Here is a 23,176-nt window from a genome sequence, read left to right as displayed (position 1 = left end):
TCTAAACTTTAGCAGTGAACACTTTTTCTAGTAATTGCTAACGGCCAACACCGTTATGTTGAACTTGAGCAATTGACAGTTTAGTTAATTGGAACAAGGGTGGAACCACGAATTCAACACTCGTCCCTTTTTACGGGATGAGTGTTTTTTATTTTGAGAAAAAAAGGAGTGACCAGTGATGGCAGATGTAGTTAAAATTACTTTCCCTGATGGAGCTGTGAAGGAGTTTCCAAAAGGAACAACAACTGAAGAAATCGCAGCTTCTATTAGCCCAGGCTTAAAGAAAAAAGCTGTGGCTGGAAAATTAAATGATGAGATGATCGATCTTCGTACACCAATTGAAGAAGATGGTGCAGTTTCAATCATTACATTAGATTCTGAAGATGGCTTATACATTTTACGCCACTCAACAGCCCATCTTTTAGCACAAGCGTTAAAACGTTTATATAAAGATGTAAAACTTGGTATTGGTCCAGTAATCGAAAATGGTTTCTACTACGATATCGATATGGAAGAAGCAATTACAGTTGAGGACTTCCTAAAAATCGAAAAAGAGATGCAAAAGATTGTGAACGAGAATTTAGAAATCGTTCGTCATGAAGTGCCACGTGCGGAAGCACTTCGCCGTTATGAAGAAATTGGCGATGAGCTAAAAGTAGAATTGATTAACGATCTTCCAGAAGATGCGGTTATTTCAATTTATGAACAAGGCGAATTCTACGACCTTTGCCGTGGGGTTCACCTTCCATCTACAGGGAAAATTAAAATGTTTAAATTGTTAAGTGTTGCAGGTGCTTACTGGCGTGGTGATAGCAATAATAAAATGCTACAGCGTATTTACGGTACTGCATTCGTGAAGAAAGCAGAATTAGATGAGCATTTACGTATGCTTGAAGAAGCGAAAGAGCGTGACCACCGTAAATTAGGTAAAGAGTTGAAATTATTTACAAATAGCCAAAAAGTAGGACAAGGTTTACCGCTTTGGTTACCAAAAGGTGCAACAATCCGTCGTATTATTGAGCGTTACATTGTTGATAAAGAAGCGAGCTTAGGATATGACCACGTATATACTCCAGTATTAGGAAGCAGAGAGCTTTATGAAACTTCTGGTCACTGGAATCACTACCGAGATGGCATGTTCCCATCAATGGAAATGGATAATGAGGAATTAGTACTTCGTCCAATGAACTGCCCTCACCATATGATGGTGTATAAAAACGATATCCACAGCTATCGTGAATTACCAATTCGTATTGCAGAGCTTGGAACAATGCACCGCTATGAAATGTCGGGTGCACTATCTGGATTACAACGTGTACGTGGAATGACTTTAAATGATGCGCACATTTTCGTTCGTCCAGATCAAATTAAAGAAGAATTAAAACGCGTTGTAAACTTAACTTTAGAAGTATATAAAGACTTCGGTTTAGAAAATTATTCATTCCGCTTATCTTATCGTGATCCAGAAGATACTAAAAAGTATTATGCTGACGATGAAATGTGGGAAAAAGCACAATCTATGTTAAAAGAAGCTATGGATGAAATGGGTCTTGAGTACTATGAAGCTGAAGGTGAAGCTGCATTCTACGGTCCAAAACTTGACGTTCAAGTTCGTACTGCACTTGGAAAAGACGAAACACTTTCAACTATACAATTAGACTTCTTACTTCCGGAGCGCTTTGAATTAACTTACGTTGGGGAAGATGGTAAACCTCATCGTCCAGTTGTTATTCACCGCGGTGTTGTATCAACTATGGAACGTTTCGTTGCTTTCTTAATCGAAGAGTACAAAGGTGCATTCCCAACATGGTTAGCGCCAGTTCAAGTACAAGTAATCCCGGTTTCTCCGCAAGTACATTTAGACTACGCGAAGAAAGTACAGGAAGACTTGCAACGTGCTGGTATCCGTGTGGAAGTGGATACTCGTGAAGAGAAAATCGGTTATAAAATCCGTGAAGCACAAATGCAAAAAATTCCGTATATGCTTGTAGTAGGTGACAATGAAGTTGCTGAAAACGGCGTAAACGTACGTAAATACGGTGAACAAAAATCAGAAACAATCGCATTAGATGCGTTTGTTGATATGATTAAAGTTGAAGGAAAACGCTAAGGAAAAGGCGCGGCATGCCGCGCCTTTGTTTTATGGGTAAGGGGGACAAAAATTAGAAATAATAACCAAACAAGACTTATCATAAAAAAGTATTGCATGTATTCGTGTTGTTTGTTACAATATTTCTTGTTATTAGTAAAACGCGTCGTCTTGACAGACGTTATATCCTATGGTAAAATCATCAAGGATAATAGAATATTGTTTTGTAGAACAAGTAGAAGCACCCGCTTCTCACCTGATTGACGCATACGCAGTTAGCAGGTAAATGTCTTTCTTACTTAAGATTGTACAAGTGTGGGTGTCCGTATGCCCACACTTTTTTGTTTGGGTTCTATGACTACAAACGTATTCTAAGAAAACCTTGGAGGTGGCTTACTATTAGCAAGGATATGATGATTAACGAGCAAATTCGTGCACGTGAAGTACGTTTAGTTGGTGCGAATGGTGATCAACTTGGCATCAAGTCTCGTAATGACGCTTTAGACTTAGCTGCAAATCTTAATCTTGATTTAGTATTGGTTGCTCCAAATGCGAAACCGCCAGTATGCCGCATTATGGACTACGGTAAATTCCGCTTTGAGCAACAAAAGAAAGAAAAAGAACAGCGCAAAAATCAAAAAGTAATTAGCATGAAAGAAGTTCGTTTAAGTCCAACAATTGATGAACACGACTTTAACACAAAACTTCGTAATGCTATCAAGTTTTTAGAGAAAGGCGACAAGGTTAAAGCGTCAATTCGCTTTAAAGGACGTGCCATTACTCATAAAGAAATCGGTCAACGTGTTTTAGATCGCTTCTCAGAAGCTTGTGCTGAAGTTAGTACAATCGAATCTAAGCCTAAAATGGAAGGACGTAGTATGTTCTTAGTTTTAGCACCGAAAAACGATAAGTAATAGATAGAGGAGGAAATACCTATGCCTAAACAAAAAACTCATCGCGGCGCTGCAAAGCGTTTCAAAAAGACTGGATCTGGTAAACTTAAGCGTTCACACGCTTACACAAGCCATTTATTCGCTAACAAATCTACGAAAGCTAAACGTAAACTACGTAAAGCTGGTGTAGTAAGCGCTGGTGACTTCAAACGCATTCGTCAAATGCTTGACAACTTAAAATAAGTTCGGCTGATATATAGAACAAATAGGAGGTAATATTATGCCAAGAGTAAAAGGTGGTACAGTTACTCGTCAACGTCGTAAAAAAGTTATAAAATTAGCAAAAGGTTACTACGGTTCTAAAAATACATTATTTAAGGTTGCTAACCAACAGGTTATGAAATCTTTACTATATGCATTCCGTGACCGTCGTCAAAAGAAACGTGACTTCCGTAAATTATGGATCACTCGTATCAACGCAGCTGCTCGTATTAACGGTCTTTCTTACAGCCGTTTAATGCACGGTTTAAAAGTTGCTGGTATCGAAGTTAACCGCAAGATGCTTGCTGACTTAGCTGTTCATGACGAAAAAGCTTTCGCTGAATTAGCAACAGTTGCAAAAAACAACTTAAACTAATTGTTCAAAAACCTTAGAAGAATTTTCTTCTGAGGTTTTTTTATTGTTTGGAGCTACTTTTATAATTAATATAATCGTTCGATAATTTGTGATATATTTCGCAAATTATTGTCATAATTCAACTGCCTCTCGTTTCTTCTATTATATTAAGATGAACTTGTAAGAACTTTTTGTATCTATAACTAGGAGGCGTTTACATGAAAGCAGCAGTTGTAAATGAGTTCAAAGAGAAGTTAGAAGTGAAAGAAGTTCCAAAACCAAAAGCTGAACTTGGTGAAGTTCTTGTACATATTGAAGCATGCGGCGTTTGCCATACAGATTTACATGCGGCGCACGGTGATTGGCCGGTAAAACCGAAACTCCCATTAATTCCAGGACATGAAGGTGTTGGAGTTATTGAAGAAGTAGGGGAAGGTGTTACTCACGTAAAAGTTGGTGACCGGGTTGGAGTACCATGGCTATATTCAGCGTGTGGTCATTGTGAATATTGTTTATCTGGCCGTGAAACGCTTTGCTTAGATCAACATAATGCAGGTTACTCAGTTGATGGTGGTTATGCAGAGTATTGCGTTGCAGCAGCTGATTATGTTGTGAAAGTACCGGATAACTTAGAGTTCGTTGATGCAGCACCGCTATTTTGTGCCGGTGTTACAACATATAAAGCATTAAAAGCATCAGAAGCAAAACCTGGCGATTGGGTCGCGATTTTTGGTATCGGTGGCCTTGGGCATTTAGCTGTTCAATATGCAAAAGCAATGGGGTTACATGTTGTTGCTGTTGATACCGTAGATGATAAATTAGAGCTCGCCAAAGAACTTGGTGCAGATTTAGCTGTGAATCCACTTAAAGAAGATGCGGCAGCGTGGATATTCAAGAAAGTAAAAGGTGTGCATGCATCTATTTGTACAGCCGTGTCAAAACCGGCATTTGATCAAGCGTACCGTTCTGTTAGACGAGGTGGCGCGTGTGTAGCAGTAGGGTTACCACCAGAAATGATGGAAGTACCAATCTTTGATACCGTCTTAAATGGCGTGAAAATTATTGGCTCTATCGTAGGGACAAGAAAAGACTTACAAGAAACATTGCAATTTGCCGCAGAAGGAAAAGTAAAAGCAATTATAGAAACACGTCATCTTGATGAAATTAATGAGATTTTTAGTGAAATGGAAGAAGGAAAGATTAATGGACGTGTTGTACTTGATATGACAAAATAAGTATAAAAGCTATAACAATATAGAAGAATATGCAGTAAAAAAGTCGGAGGTTTCCTCTGGCTTTTTTACTGTCGTTTAAAGGCATCTTTCCTAGTAGAAACGACACTGCTATAATGGAAAGATGATATGGAAGTTTCATCATATGTAGATGATGTCTGAAACGTATTGATGATTTAGGGACAAGCTATTTTATAAGGGGCTAGGAAGCTAACTAGATAATAAAGGGTAGGATTTTTAAAGCTTACAATAAATATGAGATGAAACAACATTGTTTTTATGCGATGTTGGAGGAGGAATAGAATGGATTTACTACAGCTATTTAAATTACAAAAAGAGTTAGATGATCGTATTGTGAAAGAACATGATTTACAACCGAAGAAATTATTAAAAGAAAAAATGCTAGCACTCCTTGTTGAAATTGGAGAACTTGCAAATGAAACACGTTGTTTTAAATATTGGAGCAAAAAACCAGCAGCTGAACGTGAAGTTATACTTGAAGAATATGTAGATGGCCTGCACTTTATTTTATCGATTGGAATTGACCTGGGAATTGATAAAAACTTCCTATTTTATAAATGTGCTCAAACGAACAAAACACAAGTTGAAATTTTCTTAGACACGTATGCGAAAGTAATTCGTTTTACGGACCAACCGTCTATTACAAATTATATTGAACTATTTACAAGCTACCTTCGTTTAGGACAAGCTCTTGAGTTTGGTCAAGAAGAAATTGAAAAAGCATATTTAGATAAAAACGAAGTCAATCATCAGCGTCAAACACAAGGGTATTGATTTGTTTTTTGAATATTTCAATTTACTTTTGTATAATGAAGTGAATGAAGAAAAAGGAGGGTGTTGGCAATGACAAAATTAGATTCGACATTGACAATGCTAAAAGAATTAACAGATGCACGTGGGATTGCAGGTAATGAGCGCGAACCACGTGAAGTTATGAAAAAATATATCGAACCATTTGCAGATGAACTTTCTACAGATAATTTAGGAAGTTTAGTTGCGAAAAAAGTTGGGGAAGAAAACGGTCCGAAAATTATGGTAGCTGGCCACTTAGATGAAGTTGGCTTTATGATTACGCAAATTGATGACAAAGGTTTCCTTCGTTTTCAAACAGTTGGTGGCTGGTGGTCACAAGTTATGCTTGCGCAGCGCGTAACAATTGTAACACGTAAAGGTGATGTAACAGGTGTAATTGGTTCAAAACCACCACACATTTTACCAGCAGAAGCTCGTAAAAAACCGGTTGAAATTAAGGACATGTTCATTGATATCGGTGCTTCTAGCAAAGAAGAAGCAATGGAATGGGGCGTACGACCAGGGGATCAAGTTGTACCATACTTTGAATTCCAAGTGATGAAAAATGAAAAGATGCTACTTGCAAAAGCATGGGATAATCGCATTGGCTGTGCTATTGCAATTGACGTGTTAAAACAATTAAAAGATGAAAAGCATCCAAACGTTGTATACGGCGTTGGAACTGTTCAAGAAGAAGTAGGTCTTCGCGGTGCGAAAACATCTGCACATTATATTAAACCAGATATCGCATTTGCTGTAGATGTTGGTATTGCCGGCGACACACCAGGAGTAACAGAAAAAGAAGCGCAAAGTAAAATGGGCGATGGACCACAAATCATTTTATATGATGCATCAGTCATTGGACATACTGGGCTTCGCAATTTCGTAGTTGATGTGGCGGATGAATTAGATATCCCGTATCAATATGATTCTGTAGCTGGTGGCGGGACTGACGCAGGTGCAATTCATATTTCTGTCAATGGTATTCCATCTATGGCGATTACGATTGCAACTCGTTATATTCACTCTCATGCAGCAATGTTACATCGTGATGATTATGAGAATGCAGTGAAGTTAATTGTAGAAGTTATCAAACGTCTTGATAAAGAGGCTGTACATAATATCACATTTAATTAATAAGAAAAAGCGAAGGGGGTTCCTTCGCTTTTTTTATGTTTTTACCATGCAGTTATTCTTGTTCTTGTATCATTTTCATCAGTAATAAATTGTATATTTTCAAATCCGAAGACTGCTGCGTTCTTATAAAGTAATTCGAGTTTTTCTTTATCTTTGCAGTAAATGACAGTGTAGTAGCTGTCCACTACGAAAAGAACGAGTTCACACTCACTTTCAACGAATTCTTCATAAGTTTCAATTTCTGAAACTTTGCCTTTCGGATATGCTTGTAAATCAGCGAAAATAATATAATAGACATTGTTTTCTAATAGATTTTTAAGATCAGCACCTTCCATTATTTCATTATCTGTTTCAAAAAGGTCTTTATCTATATCTAACTCATCATTAACTACTAAATAAGACTCTACGGGGGTAACTCTCCAACTGAAAGTAGAAATGTCTATTGGTTTTAATACATCCCCAAGACAAGAGTCATATTTATCAGTATTAGGTAGTTGAAAACTTATTCCTCTCTTCATAAAATAATACTCCCTCTGATGATTTTGTAAATATTACTAAATACTATATGAAAGATCTTTAATGCGTTATAAATATATCTTGTTAAAAAGGTCTCTCTAGTCCAGCAGCAGTATGCGCTCCTAAAATAATCAACCTTGTAAGCTGCATCGCCATAAAGTGCGGCGTATAAATCATCCCTCTTTTTAACCACGACATAATCATACCGATATGCGCACCTGTTACATAGCTAATGAGAATATCACGAGGAACCATAAGTTCGTCATCATCTGGCTGTGAAATAGAAAGACTTAATGTTAAATGTGTTTGAATGGTTTTCATCATTTTATAAGAATAGTTTCCAGCTGCTTTGTCTCCGAGCATTACGTTATAAAAGGTTGCATTCTCAGCGATGTGTTCAAATAAGGCTAGAAAAATTGGATTAGGTGAATCGAATGTAAGCTGAAAATCTTCTTTTGTTTGCTTTTTTGGCTTAATCACTTCTGATAAAGATGCTAACATCTCCTCTATACTCTTATCCAATAAATCGTATTTATCATGATAATGGCTATAAAAGGTAGCACGATTGACAGGAGCACGTTCAGCGATATGTTGCACTGTGACATTGTCAAATCCTTTTTCGCCTACTAAAGCGACAAAAGCATCCTGTATTAATTGTCTCGTTCGTTTCACACGCGGATCGTTTGTATTTTTAATAGACATTTTATTTCTCCTTGCTGAATTTTAATCACTTAAACAACAAATAGATAGCAAAGTGTTGGATAACCAACACATATGCTCGCATTGTCGGTTGTAGATTCAAAATAATTATTTATAATTATAAACGATATTCCTTTAGAAAACAGCACCGCGAGCATGCAGGTAAAGATTGTGTTGCATAGCAAAGGCTGTGATTTTTTTGTTTAATGGTTAATATAATTAACCATTAAACAGTATAAACAAAAGGGGTAGAAATAGTTTAGAAAAAAATTATATGCGATATAAGGAGAGGAAAGCAATGAATCAGTTTCGAAGAATGGTGATTATTAATATTATCACATTAATTGTATTAGTTGGCGGCGGTATTGTCGGTTATTACTACTATAATCAAGCTGAAAACTATTTAAAAACAGATAATGCGAAAATCGATGGGAAAGTGATCCCAATCGCATCACCAGTAGCAGGGAAATTAGCAGAATGGAAAGCCGAAGTAGGTAAGAGCTACAATGAAAACGATAAATTAGGTGCTGTTACTGTATCAGGACAAAATGGTGAGCAAACAATCGACGTAACAATTCCTAAAAATGCAACAGTTGTTCAATCCAATGCAACAACAAATGCGTTTGTCGGAGCAGGTAGTCCAATTGCATATGCATACGATATGAACGATTTATGGGTAACAGCAAACATTGAAGAAACAGACATTGATAGTGTACAAAAAGGTCAAGAAGTAGACGTATATGTAGATGCATATCCTGATACAACGTTAACAGGAAAAGTAGAACAAGTTGGATTAACAACAGCAAATACGTTCTCTATGTTACCATCAAGCAATGCAACAGCAAATTATACGAAAGTAACACAAGTTGTACCAGTTAAAGTTTCTTTAGATCATAGCAAATCAGTAAATATTGTTCCTGGAATGAATGTGACAGTTCGTATTCATAAGTAAGGGGGGAAGATAAAATGTCCTCAGGTTTAATTGTAGGATATGCATTATTTTGTATCATCGTCTTCTTCCTTGTAAATCGTCTTTTAAGAAAGAAAAAAACGAACGCGGGAGAAGAACAAGTCCCAGCCGTAAGTAAGATAGAAACAACGCAATCAGAACAACCAGAACCAGAACCTTCCAATGTAGTAGAATTAGAAACGACAAAAAAAGAATTAGTAGAACAAGAAATACAGAAAATGACAAAAGAAGTACCGAAAAAGCAATTGCCGGTAGAGAATGTCAATGTAAAAGCAGTTGTAGCGGTATTAATTCTCGGTATGTTCGTTTCCATTTTAAACCAAACAATCATTAATGTTGCATTGCCTCCATTAATGAATGAGTTCAATGTATCAACTTCAACAGCGCAATGGTTAATTACAGGATTTATGCTCGTGAACGGGATTTTAGTACCAATTAGCGCCTTCTTAGTTTCTCGGTTTACGTATCGAAAATTGTTTGTAGCAGCTATGTTATTCTTTACAGTCGGCTCTATTATTTGTGCGTTATCTGGAAACTTCACAATGATGATGACAGGGCGTGTAATTCAAGCGGTAGGCGCTGGTATTTTAATGCCAGTTGGTATGAATATTTTCATGACTTTGTTCCCGCCGCATAAGCGCGGAGCTGCAATGGGATTACTTGGGGTAGCGATGATTTTAGCGCCGGCTATCGGACCAACTGTAACAGGATGGGTGATTGAAAATTATAGCTGGAACTTAATGTTCTATGCGATGTTTGCCATTGGTTTAATCATCATATTATTATCTTTAAAATTCTTTACACTAGCTCAGCCAGTTTCTAAAACAAAGTTAGATATGTTTGGTGTTATTAGTTCAAGTATTGGACTTGGTAGCTTACTGTATGGATTTAGTGAAGCTGGAAACAACAGCTGGAGCAGTGCCGAAGTTGTTATTTCACTTATTATTGGTGTAATTGGTTTAGCGGTGTTCATTTGGAGAGAGATGACGACGGATAACAAAATGCTGGATTTACAAGTGTTTAAATATCCAACGTTTACTTTTACATTATTAATTAACGCGATTGTAACAATGGCATTATTCGGAGGTATGTTATTACTTCCTGTATACCTGCAAAACATTCGTGGCTTTACGCCAATTGAATCAGGTCTCCTGCTTCTTCCAGGATCATTAATTATGGGGATTATGGGACCGATCGCAGGGAAACTATTTGATAAGTATGGCATTCGTCCATTAGCAGTAGTTGGATTAGCGATTACGACATATGCAACGTATGAGTTTACGCAGCTAACGATGGATACACCATATAGCGTCATTATGACGGATTATATTATACGTTCATTTGGTATGTCATTCATTATGATGCCAATTATGACAGCAGGTATGAACGCACTGCCGATGAAATTAATTTCTCATGGTACAGCAACACAAAATACATCTAGACAAGTAGCAGGTTCAATTGGTACAGCAATCTTAATTACAATTATGACGCAGCAAACAACAGCTCACGTAGCGGATTACGGAAATATGCTAACAAAAACAAACCCAATTTTAGTGGATAAAGTACACGGAATGGGACAAAGTTTAGCAGCGGTTGCCGGATCAGCACAAGCTGGAGATGCGATGAGCTCACAACTATTATTCGGACAAATTTCGAAGCTGTCTGCGATTAATGGTATTAATGATGCTTTCTTAATTGCAACAATATTAGCGGGTATTGCCTGGGTATTATCATTATTCTTGCCATCAGGTAATAAGCCGAACCGAAAAGCAGGGAATTAATTTCTCTGCTTTTTCTGTGTTCTTATATTCTAAAAAATTACATCGGCAGAGACATCAATTGATAGAAGATAGCTCCCAGTACTCCTGCCGAACAAATGATAATCCCCATATTGCGAATGCTCTTAATTTGATTACGTATCCCGCTTATACCTGCCAATAAGCCAGCTAAAGCGAAAAGAATCCAGTACAGGACAGTTGGAATTGGTAAGATCTTATCGCCATCAATCCCCATTCCCCAGAAAATAAAAGGCATAGCGATGAATGAGAAACAAATAATCCCCATTGTAATAACAAGTAGCTTTCGATACCTGACTCCTGCTATAACTAAATAAATTCCACCAACTATTCCACAGGATACAAGTACGGGCATAAAGAAAACCCACAGAAAGCTTAACATTTGCATATTATAAATTCCTCCTAATTTGTAAGTTATATTTTACAATAAAAGGTTTATTTAATAAAAGAAAGAAGAAGTATTGATAATGATATGAAGTAGCATAGCTGGAATGATAGATTTTGTTTGTTTATATAACAATGCGGCAAATAGTCCAGTAATAAATGCACTCACCATTACACCAACTGAATATGTATGAGCGATGCCAAATAATAGACTGGATAAAAGCGCAGCTGGCCAAAATGTAAACTTCTCTTCAAAGAAACGTAAAAGCAATCCCCTGCATACAAGTTCCTCATAAATAGGTGCAATGATTCCAACTGCGAGAACTAATAGAAATTTATAGTGCTCTAAAGTAGCGAAGTCTAGCGCATCTAGCTGTTCTTGTAAGGATTCAGGGAATAGTTTATCTAGTATAAAGAAGTCGATAAAAGCACCAATCACATAATAAATTAGTACATAGATGTACATGCGAAAAGTTTTTAAACATTGAAAATCAACAGCTGGTAAAACAAGTTGTCTAAGTGGCTTATACTTCATCGTGTATAGTACCAAAAAGAGTAGAGCTACGAATTCATAGCTAATATTTTTTAGCGATTCAAGTAAAGGTGCATTTGTATTTTGGTTAGCTTGCTCATACAACCAAATTGGAAGTATGGTAAAAGCAGAATTTATGAGTGGAAAACAGAAAAAGAGAACTAACAAAATCCCAAGAAATTGAAGCCATGATGTTTTGGTCCAATGATCTAACTGTGTACGTATTTGCAAAGTTATACTCCTTTTTCATTTAATAGATTAAAGTTTCAATTTATCACGTTATTTGTGGGCAGTAAGACTCCCCGCCTCAAGATTCAGAGAGAAACAAGGGAGATAGGTGGGGGATGAAGAAAACCCCCACTGATTAAAGTTTCACTTTATAAAAACGCAAGCGTATTATTCATAATATGAAATAGCATGGCTGGAAGGATGGAGTTTGTTCGTTTGCATAAAATAGCCATCAATAGCCCCATAAGGAAAGTTACAATCATAACGCCGAGTGAGTATGTATGAGCAATACCAAAGATTAAGCTCGTCCCAATTGCAGCAATCCAAAATGGAAAACGTTCTGAGAAGAAACGAAGGATGATACCTCGGAAAATGATTTCTTCAAAGATAGGAGTGAAAATTGCAAATCCAATAATTAATAAAAATTGATATTGTTTTAGAACATCTAAGTTTAAAGCAGAGGCTTGTTGCGTTGTTGCATCAGGAAATAGATGTGTTAAGATTAGTGAATTCAAGACGATATTTAAGATGAAGAAAAGAACTAAGTATACGTAAGTACTCACTTTTTTTAGTGCTTTGAAATTGAAGGCGGATGATAATAGGTTTTTCACCGGCTTGTATTTATAGATGAATAACAATAAAACAAGTAGTTGTAATAAAGTGCTCGCAGTATTTCCAAGTGACTCATATAGAGCAATTGTCTTTTTATTTGTAATGCCTTCACTATAAATCGTAAGCGGGAGTAATATAAATAAGCCGCTTAGTAGTCCTGTTCCAAAAAAGGCAAATAAGGAAGAACCAAAAAATTGTAACCAGGACATAGATTGTTTTGGACCGTATGTAAGTTGTGTAGTCGATTGCATATATCGAATCCCCTCTTTATATTTATATATAAAAATTATACACATTTAGTTTCGGTATGTCATTGTCTAATATTGCGTAATAATCAGATATTTAAAGTTAGAAATGAATGATTAAGAAACAAAATGGAAAAGTACTACATTTCGTTATTGATCGATACGGTGGGCTTATCAAAGGTATGATTCAAAAGCATTTAAGTTCTTTAGCCGATGTATATGAGGAATGTATGGAGGATAAAGAAGCATTTGGAATCATATTGACAAATGAGACGATAGTGTTAAAAAAGAAAGAGTTTGAAGTAGTTGTAAAATAATAAAGTGAAACTTTAATCGATGGGGGTCTTACTGCCCGTTAATGTGGGATAAAAGAGGTATCGCTATGTAGTGATGCCCCTTTTTATTTTTATTTTAATGCCATTCACTTATATATGTGATGGATGTTGTATGGAGTGCCAATCCAGGATCTTCAAAATATATTACTGTTTAACAAATTCGCCCTGTTTTTTTCGTTTATCTGAAGAAATATGAGCAAGGGACGCTGGTTGTTGTTTTTGTAATTCACGCTCTACCATTCGATCTAATTGCTGAATTGCTTTGAGAGCTTTTTTATAAGAAATTGTTCGGTAGTGATGAGCTCCGCCCGGTTCTTCATCGGCTTCGTCCGCCCACTTAATAATATTTTGTAACGGTGTTCTTTCAAGCGTTTGTTCTAGTAAAAAGGAATCTGTGTGCAAGAGAATTGCAACAGAAATTTCCTTTGCTTGTTTTGGATGTTCTCCTAATCGAATTAGTAATTTATGAGCTCTTTCCGCTCCTTTAATCGCATGTATATCATTCTTTTTATACAATTCATAGTCCCATTCTCCGTTACGATACCATGTATGATGTCCTATATCATGAAGAAAACCAGCCTTTGTTGCAGTATCGACTGAGGCGTGATGCTTTTTTGCTAAGTGAAACGCATGGTAAGCAACGGCGATCGCGTGGACCATTCCAGAACGGTTTACATATTTTTGTGTGATATGATGTTGGAAAATTTGTTCAAGCGTGATACGGCGCATAAAACATTCACTCCTTTTATTCGTTGATGTGTATGATGGAAACAAAAAGATAGACGTAAATATATTTTGAATATTTTACTCCATCATGCCTGTGTTAGTAAAGTAGAAATGTTTAGGAGAAGAGGAATTTGAGAAAGGAACAGTTTCTAAGAATAGAAGAATTGAGAGGGGGGATTCATCATGAAAATAAAAATCACCCTAGCTCAAGCTAAGGTGACTTCCTATTCCTTATTTTTTAACCCTTGCTCAAGTGTCTCTAACATCTCATGCTTTCCATTTTCGTCGGCATTTTGCCAAATCACTTCAAATAAAACACCAAGACCTGGAAGCATTTTTTCTTCACCACTTTGAATTGCTTCTACAATTGTTTCTTGTAATTCGCCTTGTGTATTTCCTGCAACGTTTGCTAATACAGCGCCGCGTAAATTAAAGTTCATCACTTTCACCTCTTCTTCTGAATTGAAACTGACGTTAGTTTTTGTTCTTTTCTATGTAAATATGTATAAAAAATAGGCTATAATGAGAAGACAAGAAGAGAGGGAATGCATAGAATGAAAAACATTGATTCAGTACAAAATCCGCGCGTAAAGCAGTGGAAAAAGCTGCAGACGAAAAAAGAGCGCGATAAAAAAGGTTTATTCTTTGTAGAAGGATTTCATTTAGTAGAGGAAGCTTTAAAAGCAGGAGTTATAACAGAACTTATCGTCTCAGATCAGACAGATCTTCCGAAAGATTGGACGGTTACTGATGTTGAAATGTATATTGTGCCGGAAGCAATTGTAAAGGTACTTCGTGAAACAGAAACGACGCAAGGTGTATTTGCTGTTTGTGAGAAGCATGAGAAAGAAATCGCTCTTACAGATGGGAAATTTCTATTATTAGATGGCCTACAAGACCCAGGTAATTTAGGAACAATTATTCGTACAGCAGATGCAGCTGGTATTCATGCCGTTGTGCTTGGAGAAGGATGCGTGGATGCTTATAATAGTAAAGTGCTCCGCTCTACACAAGGTTCAATCTTCCATTTACCGATTGTGAAAGGAAACTTAGAAGAATGGGTAGATAAGTTAAAAGAAAAGAACGTTCCTGTATACGGAACATCTCTTGAAAACGGAATTCCATATGGTGAAGTAACGCCGACAGGAAGTTTTGCATTAATTGTAGGAAACGAAGGAAATGGTGTACGCCTAGAAATTCTTACAAAATGTAATCAAAACTTGTATATTCCGATTTATGGCGGGGCAGAATCATTAAATGTTGCGGTTGCTGCTGGAATTTTAACGTATTATTTACAAAGCCCAGTTGCGAATCGATAAAAAACTTCTTATAATAAATTGAAGTACATGTTCATGATGAACATATAATAAAAGTGAAATAATGAAAAGACGTTGATAGAGAAGAGTAGCTTGCAAAATCGCCATATAGGGAGAGAGTGCCGTAGACTGAAAGCATTCTTATGGTAGACGGAAGTGAATTCACCTCTGGAGTTGACGCCAGGACCATTGATATGTAAAGGCGTTCCGGTCTAACAAGCCGTTATAACTAATTGAGTGGGCAGACTTGTTCTGTCAATTTAGGGTGGTACCGCGAATTTACCTCGTCCCTTTTTGGGAGCGAGGTTTTTTTATTTTTAAAATTAGGAGGGTTCCAAATGGAAGCACGTTTAAAAGAGCTAAAGCAAAAAGCGTTAGAGCTGATTGAAGAAGCGAAAGAGCTAAAGGGCTTAAACGATGTACGCGTAGCGTATTTAGGAAAAAAAGGTCCGATTACAGAAGTATTACGCGGCATGGGGAAATTATCTCCAGAAGAGCGTCCACGTATGGGAGCATTAGTAAATGAAGTACGTGAAGCAATTCAAACGCGTTTAGAAGACAAAATTAACAATATCGAAAAAGCAGTAATTGAAGCGAAATTAGCATCTGAAACAATTGATGTTACATTACCAGGCCGTCCTGTAGAAACAGGTTGTCATCATCCGTTAACAGCGGTTGTTGAACAAATTGAAGATGTATTTATCGGTATGGGGTATGAAGTAGCTGAAGGAACAGAAGTAGAGAAAGACTACTACAATTTCGAAGCATTAAACTTACCAAAAGATCACCCAGCGCGTGATATGCAAGATACATTTTACATTACAGAAGAAACATTGCTACGCACACATACATCTTCTGTGCAAGCAAGAACAATGGAAAATAATAAAGAAAAAGGTTCAATTAAAATTATTTGTCCTGGTAAAGTGTATCGCCGTGATGATGACGATGCGACGCATTCACATCAGTTCATGCAAATTGAAGGTCTTGTAATTGACAAGAATATTCGTATGAGTGATTTAAAAGGTACATTGCAAGTATTCGTGAAAAAGATGTTCGGTGAAGACCGTGAAATTCGTCTTCGTCCAAGTTTCTTCCCATTCACAGAACCATCTGTTGAGATGGATATTTCTTGTATGATGTGTCACGGAAAAGGTTGCGGCACTTGTAAAGGAACAGGATGGATTGAAATTTTAGGTGCAGGTATGGTTCATCCAAACGTACTTGAAATGGCTGGCTATGATTCAAAAGAATATCAAGGTTTCGCATTCGGTATGGGTGCAGAGCGTATCGCAATGTTAAAATACGGCGTTGATGACATTCGCCATTTCTATACAAATGATGTACGTTTCTTACAACAATTCAAACGAGCGTAAGGGAAGGAGAGGATAAATATGTTCGTATCATATCGTTGGTTACAAGAATATGTAGATATTAAAGATGTAACGGCACAAGAACTAGCAGATAAAATCACGAAAAGTGGTATCGAAGTAGAAGGCGTTGAAGTATTAAATAAAGGTGTAAAAGGTGTTGTGGTTGGTCACGTATTAGAATGTGAAAAACACCCAGAAGCTGATAAATTAAGCAAATGTCTAATCGACATCGGTGAAGAAGAACCAGTACAAATCATTTGCGGTGCTCCTAACATTGCAAAAGGTTTAAAAGTACCAGTTGCGAAAGTTGGCGCGGTTCTTCCTGGTAACTTCAAAATTAAAAAAGCAAAACTACGCGGCGAAGCTTCTCACGGTATGGTTTGTGCCCTACAAGAGCTTGGTATTGATGGTAAATTAGTTGCGAAAGATTATGCAGATGGTATCTTCATCTTCCCAAGTGACGCTGAAGTTGGTGCAGATGCACTTGAAATCTTAAACTTACATGATGAAGTACTCGAGCTTGGTTTAACACCAAATCGTGCTGATTGCTTAAATATGTTAGGTGTTGCATATGAAGTAGCTGCTATTTATGGCCGCGAAGTGAAACTACCAGCCGCTGACTTACAAGAGGTAGAAGAAAAAACTTCTGACTATATTTCTGTGAGTGTAGAAGCAACAGAGCAAAATCCATTATATATCGCAAAAATGGTGAAAAACGTAAAGGTAGGTCCATCACCAATGTGGATGCAAACGCGCCTTATGGCAGCGGGTATTCGTCCAATTAGCAACGTAGTTGATATTACAAACTACATTTTAATTGAATATGGTCAACCATTACATGCATTTGACTATGATAAATTAGGTTCAAAAGAAATCATTGTTCGTCTTGCAAAAGAAGGCGAAAAGATTCAAACATTAGACGATCAAGAGCGTACACTACAAGAGCATCACCTTGTTATTACAAACGGTACAAAAGCATTGGCTGTTGCTGGTGTAATGGGTGGGGCTGAATCTGAAGTTGACAACGATACAGTAAACGTTCTGATCGAGTCTGCATACTTTGCAGGGCAAACAGTGCGCCGCACATCAAAAGATTTAGGTCTTCGCAGTGAATCAAGTGCACGTTTTGAAAAAGGAATTGATCCAACACGTACATTTGAAGCAATTCAACATGCAGCAGCTTTAATGGCGAAATATGCTGGTGGTGAAGCACTTGAAGGTGTAGTAGAAGTTGATAACTTACAAGTACAAGAGCGTACAGTATCTGTTACAGCTGAAAAAGTAAACCGTGTATTAGGTACAGACATCTCTGCAAGTGAAATGGGTACAATCTTTACAAACTTGAAATTCCCATTTACAGAAGTAGAAGGAACATTCCATGTAAACGTACCAGTACGTCGTCCTGATATTACAATTGCAGAAGACTTAGTAGAAGAAGTAGGTCGTCTGTACGGCTACGATCATATTCCAGTTACACTACCAACTGGTACAATGACACGTGGTAAATTAACAGTAGCGCAAGCAAAACGTCGTAAAGTACGTCGTTACTTAGAAGGTGCTGGCTTATATGAAGCGATTACGTATTCATTAACAAGCGCTGATAAAGCAAAACAATATATGGTTGAGCCGAACGAAAAAGCTCCTGTTAATCTTGCACTTCCAATGAGCGAAGAGCGCAGCCAACTTCGTTTAAGCTTAGTACCACAATTGTTAGAAGCAGTTTCATATAACAACGCTCGTAAAAACGACAGTGTTGCATTATATGAAGTAGGTTCTATCTTCCTACCAACAGCAGAAGGCGAGCTTCCGAAAGAAGAACAACATCTTGCTGGTGTTATGACAGGTCTTGCACTTCATCATGCATGGCAAGGTGAGAAGAAAGTTGTTGACTTCTTCGTTGCAAAAGGTGTATTAGAAGGATTGTTCGACGTACTTGGCGTTTCAAACAATATCACATACCTACCAACAAAACGTGAAGGTATGCACCCAGGCCGTACAGCTGATATCTTACTAGACGAAGAAGTGATTGGTTTCATCGGTCAGTTACACCCAGAAGCACAAAAGCAATTAGATGTGAAAGATACGTTCGTATTCGAATTGTCTCTAGTAAAAGTATTTACTGCTGATACAGAAGATACTTCCTACTCAGCAATTCCACGTTTCCCATCTATGACACGTGATATGGCAGTTGTAGTAAATACAGAAGTAAAAGCTGGTGAAATGAAGCAAGTAATTGCTGAAGCTGGCGGAGAACTTCTAAAAGAAGTAACACTATTTGACTTATACGAAGGTGAAAAAATGGAAGAAGGCAAGAAATCACTTGCATTCTCTATGAACTACTTCGATCCAGAACGCACATTAACTGACGAAGAAGTAACAGAAGCACACAGTCGTGTATTAACAGCGGTAGAAGAAAAATTTGGTGCGGAGTTACGTAAATAATATAAAAAAGCAGCCGTTTGGCTGCTTTTTTGTTGAATCTTTACTTGAACTGTTCATTATACACAAGGTGAGGCTGTGGTTACTTCTCCAAAATTAGTTTCATGAGAAAAAACTTCACTGAGAATTTTCTGCTCAATGATGCGAACTGGCTGGTTTTCTTTAATATCTATTGATTCTATAAGACACTGGAAGGGAACGTCATCTTGGATGCTATGATTTGGAATCTCCTTATTGTGAGTGACCGCCGTATAGGTAATGGTTTTCCGGATAAACCCAAGGATGACAACTACTTCTGAACACACCTTTTCAATCGTAGTAAATATCTGTTTCTTAACTTTAGTGGTTCCTTTTTTGGCAGGGGGAACTAACTGAATTTTATGTTCTACAATTTGTCTGCAGCACATGGTTTTTAGCTCAGGAGATTTTGATGATTTTATGGGAGGTTGAATTTTGGGGGATTTTGATACATTTATTGTTTTTCGGACCTTGGGAAGTTTTGGTAGATCGATATAAGGAAAAAAAGGTGTACTTGTGGAAGGGAATCCTTTTTGATGGTACAGATTCATTTGCGTTTCCTCACTTTTCATTAATATATAGTGTAGAATATGTTTTCTAAATTGTAGATGTTTGTTTTTAAAAATGAATTACAAAAAACGAACTATTGTCATAGGTGGATTAGCAGCGTTAGAAGAGAAATTTAGTACGGAGTTGCGTAAATAATTTGAGAGAATTGTCACTCATAATAAAGTGATGATCCTCTTTTTTTGTAAAAAGAAAAAATCAATGCAACCAAATATTGTTTTTCTGTATCTAATAGGATGTAAAGAACAGGAAAACAAGCGTATATTGAAATGAGTTAGCAAGGGGGTTCTTACATGGGAAAGCTAGAAGCCTTGGTGAAAAAGGCGAAAAAAGGGGATGGAGAAGCTTTTGTTTCTCTTGTACAGCGGTATGAAGATGTATTATACAAAGTCGCAAGTAGATTGTTACAGAAAGATGAGGATGTAGCAGATGCGATGCAAGAAGCAATCACAGTGGCTTATGAGAAAATACATACACTCAAAAATGAAGAGTACTTTAACACATGGATTTGTAAAATATTAATCAATACATGCAACGGTATATTAAACAAAAGACAAAAAATTACGTTAGTAGATCAGCTCATTGAGCAAAAACAAAACAAAAATGAATTTTTGAAGATAGAACTAGAAGACGCGTTAAATAGCTTAAATAAGGATTATAAAATGGCGATTGTTTTATATTATATTGTTGGACTTAGTATAAAAGAAATGAGCGTGTTTTTAAAAGAACCAGAAGGAACGATTAAATCAAGACTTTCCAGAGCTAAATCGATATTACGTAATCATTATTACAGTGGTGAAGGAGTGAGTGTAAATGAAAAATAACTTTGAAAAAGAATTTCAGCAGTTGCTACATGAGGGAAAAGAAATGCCTAGTATTGTTAGAAAGTCTTTAGATCATTCCTATGATGTGATACGTATGAAAGCAAAGAAAAAGAAAAGAAATGTGATGTGGAGAAAATTGGCGGTGGCGGCTTGTTGTTTTGTGATAGCTGGTAGTATTTTTACAAATAAGCATGTGCAAGCTAATATAAACAAATTATTTCATTTTAATGATAAAGGAATTGAGCGAGCAGTGGATGAAGAGTTTCCACAAAAAAGCAATAGTATAGCTACTGACAAAGGGATTACGGTGGCGCTTGACCGTTATTTTGCTGACGCGAATAAACTAGGATTTAGTTTTCAATTGGTATTTGAGGATACAAGTATACTAAAGAAACAAGTGAGTGAAGTGTCTTTTGATTATCGATTAAAAAATGGAGATGGCAAATATATTATGGAGTCTATTCCAGATACAAAGCCATTGAAAGGCAAAAAAGTGTATATGTCTAAAGCGGAAGATAAAAATCCATCAATAGATGGAAAGACCGGGAAAGTGCAATATGATGTAGTATTTGAATCGAACCAAGGTTCTATTCCTAAATTGAAAGATGCTGTGTTAGAAATAGAGAGCGTTAAGGTTTTTTATGAGAATGATGAACGGAAAGAAATTGATGGCATATGGAATTTACCGATTAGCGACAAAACGAAAGAAGAAGCAACGTCAACGTTTGAGTATAGATTAGCAGAAACAAGATCTAATATCCAAATTGTATCCGCAAAGGCAAATCCAACATCTCTGAATCTAACATTTTCAGTGGATGAAGTAGTAGAAGATGAAAATACTTTTATGGATATGAAGATGGTAGACGAAACAGGAAAAGAATATAAATCAAAAGGATATAGTCAGGATGTTGAGAATGGTAAAACGACTGTCTATGTTAATTTCCCGATTACTTCTTATGACAAAGCGAATACATTGAAGCTCCAAATGAAGAAGTTTGGAGAAATAGAGCTAGTTAGGAAATAAAAGGACAACTTGCATCTTTCCCTCGAATGTAGTACATTAATTTTAGTTTAACAAAATGAAAGACGATGATAAGGAAAAGTAGTATATACTATAATCCATAGCGAGTCAGGGACGGTGAGAGCCTGATGAGGCGGTATATATGAAGAACACCTTGGAGTTGCTAACCGAAATTGAAGCTTATATTCAAGAGTAGACTTAGACGGGAAGCCGGCCTGTTACAAACCGGGAAGTATGTACATACATACGAGTTAAAGTTGGTCTTTATGACAAATTGGGTGGTACCGCGAAGTTTAACCTTTCGTCCCTTTATGGATGAAAGGTTTTTTTGTATTCAAATATATCAGCAAAGGAGAATTTCACTATGGAAAACACATTAGTAAAAAGTCTGTATAGAGATACAGATAAATACGCAGATCAAACAGTACAAGTATCAGGTTGGATTCGTAACTTACGTGATTCAAAAGCATTTGGTTTCATCGAATTAAACGATGGTAGCTTCTTCAAAAGCGTTCAAATCGTTTTCGATACAGAATTAGATAACTTCAAAGAAATTGCAAAACTTCCACTTAGCTCTTCAGTTAAAGTAGAAGGTAAGCTAGTTGCAACACCAGGGGCAAAACAACCATTTGAAATTAAAGCAGAAAAAATCGATATCGAGGGCTTATCAGATTCTGATTACCCACTTCAAAAGAAACGTCATACGTTTGAATACTTACGTACAATCGCTCATTTACGCCCAAGAACAAACGCGTTCTCTGCAACATTCCGCGTGCGTTCTATCGCAGCATTTGCAATCCACCAATTCTTCCAAGAGCGTGGATTCGTACATGTTCACACACCAATTATTACTGGTAGTGATACAGAAGGTGCGGGCGAAATGTTCCGCGTAACAACGCAAGATATGAACAACTTGCCAAAAGGTGAAGACGGAAAAGTTGATGAATCAAAAGACTTCTTCGGCAAAGAAACAAACTTAACAGTAAGTGGACAGCTTAATGCGGAAGCTTATGCATTAGCGTTCCGTGATGTATACACATTCGGACCTACATTCCGCGCAGAAAACTCAAACACAACTCGTCACGCAGCTGAGTTCTGGATGGTGGAGCCTGAGATTGCATTCGCTGAACTTGAAGATGTAATGGATCTTACAGAAGATATGTTGAAATATGCAATGAAATATGTACTAGAGCATGCACCAGAAGAAATGGAATTCTTCAACAGCTTTGTTGATAAAACAGTTCTAGAGCGCATGAACAACGTAATTAACTCTGACTTCGGCCGTATCACATATACAGAAGCAATTAAAGTGCTTCAAGAGTCAGGTGCAGACTTCAAATATCCAGTAGAATGGGGTATTGACTTACAAACAGAGCACGAAAGATACTTATCAGAAGAAATCTTCAAACGCCCTGTATTCGTAACTGACTATCCGAAAGACATTAAAGCATTCTACATGCGTATGAATGATGACGGTAAAACAGTAGCTGCTACTGACCTTCTCGTTCCTGGCATTGGTGAATTAATCGGCGGAAGTCAACGTGAAGAAAGAATGGATGTTTTAGTAGACAGAATTAAAGAATTAGGTATGAATGAAGAAGACTACTGGTGGTACTTAGAACTTAGAAAATACGGCGGCACAAAACACGCTGGATTTGGCCTAGGTTTCGAACGTTTCCTAATGTACATCACTGGTATGGCGAACATCCGTGACGTAATTCCATTCCCAAGAACTCCAGGTTCTTCGGAGTTTTAAGATAAAAAAGCGAGAGCAATTGCTCTCGCTTTTTTATTTAGA

24 protein-coding genes and 4 other annotated features (1 of these 28 only partly in view) are annotated in these 23,176 nt (G+C 37.0%); of the genes, 16 read left to right on the top strand and 8 right to left on the bottom strand.

Features of this window, described 5'->3' with window-relative positions; all coding sequences use genetic code 11:
- Positions 1-131, top strand: a binding site (T-box leader); it begins 98 nt to the left of the window's first position.
- Positions 132-178: 47 nt separating this feature from the next.
- From thrS to JDS96_RS06270, 7 genes are all read left to right on the top strand, one after another.
- The gene (gene thrS / locus JDS96_RS06300; RefSeq protein WP_199666400.1) at positions 179-2,110 is read left to right on the top strand and encodes a threonine--tRNA ligase; all 1,932 of its coding nucleotides are present in this window, start codon (positions 179-181) and stop codon (positions 2,108-2,110) included.
- Between the two features lie 206 nt (positions 2,111-2,316).
- Positions 2,317-2,438: a sequence feature (ribosomal protein L20 leader region), on the top strand.
- Between the two features lie 61 nt (positions 2,439-2,499).
- Entirely contained in the window at positions 2,500-3,003 is a 504-nt protein-coding gene (gene infC, locus JDS96_RS06295) for a translation initiation factor IF-3 (RefSeq protein WP_000973214.1), read from the top strand.
- Between the two features lie 21 nt (positions 3,004-3,024).
- Positions 3,025-3,225: a 50S ribosomal protein L35 gene (gene rpmI / locus JDS96_RS06290; protein WP_001125945.1), complete on the top strand. Its 201-nt coding sequence runs from the start codon at positions 3,025-3,027 to the stop codon at positions 3,223-3,225.
- Positions 3,226-3,262: 37 nt separating this feature from the next.
- On the top strand, positions 3,263-3,619 hold the full coding sequence (gene rplT, locus JDS96_RS06285; protein WP_003201011.1) for a 50S ribosomal protein L20: 357 nt from the start codon (positions 3,263-3,265) through the stop codon (positions 3,617-3,619).
- Positions 3,620-3,816: 197 nt separating this feature from the next.
- Positions 3,817-4,833, top strand: a complete 1,017-nt coding sequence (gene adhP / locus JDS96_RS06280) for an alcohol dehydrogenase AdhP (RefSeq protein WP_199666399.1) — start codon at positions 3,817-3,819, stop codon at positions 4,831-4,833.
- 300 nt (positions 4,834-5,133) lie between these two features.
- Positions 5,134-5,625: a dUTP diphosphatase gene (locus JDS96_RS06275; RefSeq protein WP_003200923.1), complete on the top strand. Its 492-nt coding sequence runs from the start codon at positions 5,134-5,136 to the stop codon at positions 5,623-5,625.
- 69 nt (positions 5,626-5,694) lie between these two features.
- A complete protein-coding gene (locus JDS96_RS06270; RefSeq protein ID WP_016116571.1) occupies positions 5,695-6,780 on the top strand; it encodes a M42 family metallopeptidase in 1,086 nt (361 codons plus the stop codon).
- A 41-nt stretch (positions 6,781-6,821) separates the two neighbouring features.
- On the opposite strand, the gene JDS96_RS06265 is transcribed toward JDS96_RS06270, so the two are convergent.
- Positions 6,822-7,298: a DUF2691 family protein gene (locus JDS96_RS06265; RefSeq protein ID WP_199666398.1), complete on the bottom strand. Its 477-nt coding sequence runs from the start codon at positions 7,296-7,298 to the stop codon at positions 6,822-6,824.
- An 82-nt stretch (positions 7,299-7,380) separates the two neighbouring features.
- On the bottom strand, positions 7,381-7,998 hold the full coding sequence (locus JDS96_RS06260; RefSeq protein WP_199666397.1) for a TetR/AcrR family transcriptional regulator: 618 nt from the start codon (positions 7,996-7,998) through the stop codon (positions 7,381-7,383).
- A gap of 295 nt (positions 7,999-8,293) precedes the next feature.
- Between JDS96_RS06260 and JDS96_RS06255 the strand changes: the two genes are divergently transcribed.
- Both JDS96_RS06255 and JDS96_RS06250 read left to right on the top strand, forming a co-directional pair.
- Complete coding sequence (locus tag JDS96_RS06255; protein ID WP_098784817.1) at positions 8,294-8,947, top strand: HlyD family secretion protein; 654 nt, start codon at positions 8,294-8,296, stop codon at positions 8,945-8,947.
- A 14-nt stretch (positions 8,948-8,961) separates the two neighbouring features.
- Entirely contained in the window at positions 8,962-10,746 is a 1,785-nt protein-coding gene (locus tag JDS96_RS06250) for a DHA2 family efflux MFS transporter permease subunit (RefSeq protein WP_199666396.1), read from the top strand.
- Between the two features lie 37 nt (positions 10,747-10,783).
- Here JDS96_RS06250 and JDS96_RS06245 read toward each other — a convergent pair whose 3' ends face one another.
- The 3 genes from JDS96_RS06245 to JDS96_RS06235 form a co-directional block, all read right to left on the bottom strand.
- Positions 10,784-11,149 carry an ammonia permease gene (locus JDS96_RS06245; RefSeq protein WP_199666395.1) on the bottom strand — a complete coding sequence of 122 codons (366 nt, stop codon included), beginning with the start codon at positions 11,147-11,149 and terminating at the stop codon, positions 10,784-10,786.
- 51 nt (positions 11,150-11,200) lie between these two features.
- A complete protein-coding gene (locus JDS96_RS06240; RefSeq protein ID WP_199666394.1) occupies positions 11,201-11,908 on the bottom strand; it encodes a CPBP family intramembrane glutamic endopeptidase in 708 nt (235 codons plus the stop codon).
- A gap of 146 nt (positions 11,909-12,054) precedes the next feature.
- Positions 12,055-12,768 (bottom strand): CPBP family intramembrane glutamic endopeptidase, encoded by a 714-nt coding sequence (locus tag JDS96_RS06235; RefSeq protein WP_199666393.1) that lies wholly within the window; start codon positions 12,766-12,768, stop codon positions 12,055-12,057.
- A gap of 107 nt (positions 12,769-12,875) precedes the next feature.
- Here JDS96_RS06235 and JDS96_RS31920 point away from each other — a divergent pair, with 107 nt between their 5' ends.
- Positions 12,876-13,079 (top strand): hypothetical protein, encoded by a 204-nt coding sequence (locus JDS96_RS31920; protein WP_242479865.1) that lies wholly within the window; start codon positions 12,876-12,878, stop codon positions 13,077-13,079.
- 162 nt (positions 13,080-13,241) lie between these two features.
- Here JDS96_RS31920 and JDS96_RS06225 read toward each other — a convergent pair whose 3' ends face one another.
- Both JDS96_RS06225 and sspI read right to left on the bottom strand, forming a co-directional pair.
- Positions 13,242-13,826: an HD domain-containing protein gene (locus JDS96_RS06225; RefSeq protein ID WP_199666392.1), complete on the bottom strand. Its 585-nt coding sequence runs from the start codon at positions 13,824-13,826 to the stop codon at positions 13,242-13,244.
- A 221-nt stretch (positions 13,827-14,047) separates the two neighbouring features.
- Positions 14,048-14,263, bottom strand: a complete 216-nt coding sequence (sspI, locus tag JDS96_RS06220; RefSeq protein WP_199666391.1) for a small acid-soluble spore protein SspI — start codon at positions 14,261-14,263, stop codon at positions 14,048-14,050.
- A 114-nt stretch (positions 14,264-14,377) separates the two neighbouring features.
- On the opposite strand from sspI, the gene JDS96_RS06215 reads away from it, so the two are divergent.
- From JDS96_RS06215 to pheT, 3 genes are all read left to right on the top strand, one after another.
- Complete coding sequence (locus tag JDS96_RS06215) at positions 14,378-15,142, top strand: TrmH family RNA methyltransferase (protein WP_018764445.1); 765 nt, start codon at positions 14,378-14,380, stop codon at positions 15,140-15,142.
- 63 nt (positions 15,143-15,205) lie between these two features.
- Positions 15,206-15,434, top strand: a binding site (T-box leader).
- Positions 15,435-15,477: 43 nt separating this feature from the next.
- Positions 15,478-16,512: a phenylalanine--tRNA ligase subunit alpha gene (gene pheS, locus JDS96_RS06210; protein ID WP_098927846.1), complete on the top strand. Its 1,035-nt coding sequence runs from the start codon at positions 15,478-15,480 to the stop codon at positions 16,510-16,512.
- 18 nt (positions 16,513-16,530) lie between these two features.
- Positions 16,531-18,951, top strand: a complete 2,421-nt coding sequence (pheT, locus tag JDS96_RS06205) for a phenylalanine--tRNA ligase subunit beta (RefSeq protein WP_199666390.1) — start codon at positions 16,531-16,533, stop codon at positions 18,949-18,951.
- A gap of 56 nt (positions 18,952-19,007) precedes the next feature.
- Here pheT and JDS96_RS06200 read toward each other — a convergent pair whose 3' ends face one another.
- Entirely contained in the window at positions 19,008-19,517 is a 510-nt protein-coding gene (locus JDS96_RS06200; RefSeq protein WP_242479864.1) for a hypothetical protein, read from the bottom strand.
- Positions 19,518-19,826: 309 nt separating this feature from the next.
- Between JDS96_RS06200 and JDS96_RS06195 the strand changes: the two genes are divergently transcribed.
- From JDS96_RS06195 to asnS, 3 genes are all read left to right on the top strand, one after another.
- Positions 19,827-20,357: a sigma-70 family RNA polymerase sigma factor gene (locus JDS96_RS06195; RefSeq protein ID WP_003200881.1), complete on the top strand. Its 531-nt coding sequence runs from the start codon at positions 19,827-19,829 to the stop codon at positions 20,355-20,357.
- A complete protein-coding gene (locus JDS96_RS06190) occupies positions 20,347-21,381 on the top strand; it encodes a DUF4179 domain-containing protein (RefSeq protein WP_242479863.1) in 1,035 nt (344 codons plus the stop codon). The genes JDS96_RS06195 and JDS96_RS06190 overlap by 11 nt, the downstream gene beginning before the upstream one ends.
- A 56-nt stretch (positions 21,382-21,437) precedes the next feature.
- Positions 21,438-21,690, top strand: a binding site (T-box leader).
- A 52-nt stretch (positions 21,691-21,742) separates the two neighbouring features.
- A complete protein-coding gene (gene asnS, locus JDS96_RS06185) occupies positions 21,743-23,134 on the top strand; it encodes an asparagine--tRNA ligase (protein WP_006096202.1) in 1,392 nt (463 codons plus the stop codon).
- Positions 23,135-23,176 lie beyond the last annotated feature (42 nt).

The organism is Bacillus cereus group sp. N21 (assembly GCF_016483395.1).
In the GTDB taxonomy this organism is placed as follows: Bacteria; Bacillota; Bacilli; order Bacillales; family Bacillaceae_G; genus Bacillus_A; species Bacillus_A pseudomycoides.
Note: the sequence above shows the minus strand (reverse complement) of the source record. Positions and strands in the feature narration are given on the sequence as shown.

Coding starts and splice junctions, on each gene's coding strand:
- thrS (WP_199666400.1), top strand. CDS start 179: ATGGCAGATGTAGTTAAAATTACTTTCCCTGATGGAGCTGTGAAGGAG.
- infC (WP_000973214.1), top strand. CDS start 2,500: ATGATGATTAACGAGCAAATTCGTGCACGTGAAGTACGTTTAGTTGGT.
- rpmI (WP_001125945.1), top strand. CDS start 3,025: ATGCCTAAACAAAAAACTCATCGCGGCGCTGCAAAGCGTTTCAAAAAG.
- rplT (WP_003201011.1), top strand. CDS start 3,263: ATGCCAAGAGTAAAAGGTGGTACAGTTACTCGTCAACGTCGTAAAAAA.
- adhP (WP_199666399.1), top strand. CDS start 3,817: ATGAAAGCAGCAGTTGTAAATGAGTTCAAAGAGAAGTTAGAAGTGAAA.
- JDS96_RS06275 (WP_003200923.1), top strand. CDS start 5,134: ATGGATTTACTACAGCTATTTAAATTACAAAAAGAGTTAGATGATCGT.
- JDS96_RS06270 (WP_016116571.1), top strand. CDS start 5,695: ATGACAAAATTAGATTCGACATTGACAATGCTAAAAGAATTAACAGAT.
- JDS96_RS06265 (WP_199666398.1), bottom strand. CDS start 7,298: ATGAAGAGAGGAATAAGTTTTCAACTACCTAATACTGATAAATATGAC.
- JDS96_RS06260 (WP_199666397.1), bottom strand. CDS start 7,998: ATGTCTATTAAAAATACAAACGATCCGCGTGTGAAACGAACGAGACAA.
- JDS96_RS06255 (WP_098784817.1), top strand. CDS start 8,294: ATGAATCAGTTTCGAAGAATGGTGATTATTAATATTATCACATTAATT.
- JDS96_RS06250 (WP_199666396.1), top strand. CDS start 8,962: ATGTCCTCAGGTTTAATTGTAGGATATGCATTATTTTGTATCATCGTC.
- JDS96_RS06245 (WP_199666395.1), bottom strand. CDS start 11,149: ATGCAAATGTTAAGCTTTCTGTGGGTTTTCTTTATGCCCGTACTTGTA.
- JDS96_RS06235 (WP_199666393.1), bottom strand. CDS start 12,768: ATGCAATCGACTACACAACTTACATACGGTCCAAAACAATCTATGTCC.
- JDS96_RS31920 (WP_242479865.1), top strand. CDS start 12,876: ATGATTAAGAAACAAAATGGAAAAGTACTACATTTCGTTATTGATCGA.
- JDS96_RS06225 (WP_199666392.1), bottom strand. CDS start 13,826: ATGCGCCGTATCACGCTTGAACAAATTTTCCAACATCATATCACACAA.
- sspI (WP_199666391.1), bottom strand. CDS start 14,263: ATGAACTTTAATTTACGCGGCGCTGTATTAGCAAACGTTGCAGGAAAT.
- JDS96_RS06215 (WP_018764445.1), top strand. CDS start 14,378: ATGAAAAACATTGATTCAGTACAAAATCCGCGCGTAAAGCAGTGGAAA.
- pheS (WP_098927846.1), top strand. CDS start 15,478: ATGGAAGCACGTTTAAAAGAGCTAAAGCAAAAAGCGTTAGAGCTGATT.
- pheT (WP_199666390.1), top strand. CDS start 16,531: ATGTTCGTATCATATCGTTGGTTACAAGAATATGTAGATATTAAAGAT.
- JDS96_RS06200 (WP_242479864.1), bottom strand. CDS start 19,517: ATGAATCTGTACCATCAAAAAGGATTCCCTTCCACAAGTACACCTTTT.
- JDS96_RS06195 (WP_003200881.1), top strand. CDS start 19,827: ATGGGAAAGCTAGAAGCCTTGGTGAAAAAGGCGAAAAAAGGGGATGGA.
- JDS96_RS06190 (WP_242479863.1), top strand. CDS start 20,347: ATGAAAAATAACTTTGAAAAAGAATTTCAGCAGTTGCTACATGAGGGA.
- asnS (WP_006096202.1), top strand. CDS start 21,743: ATGGAAAACACATTAGTAAAAAGTCTGTATAGAGATACAGATAAATAC.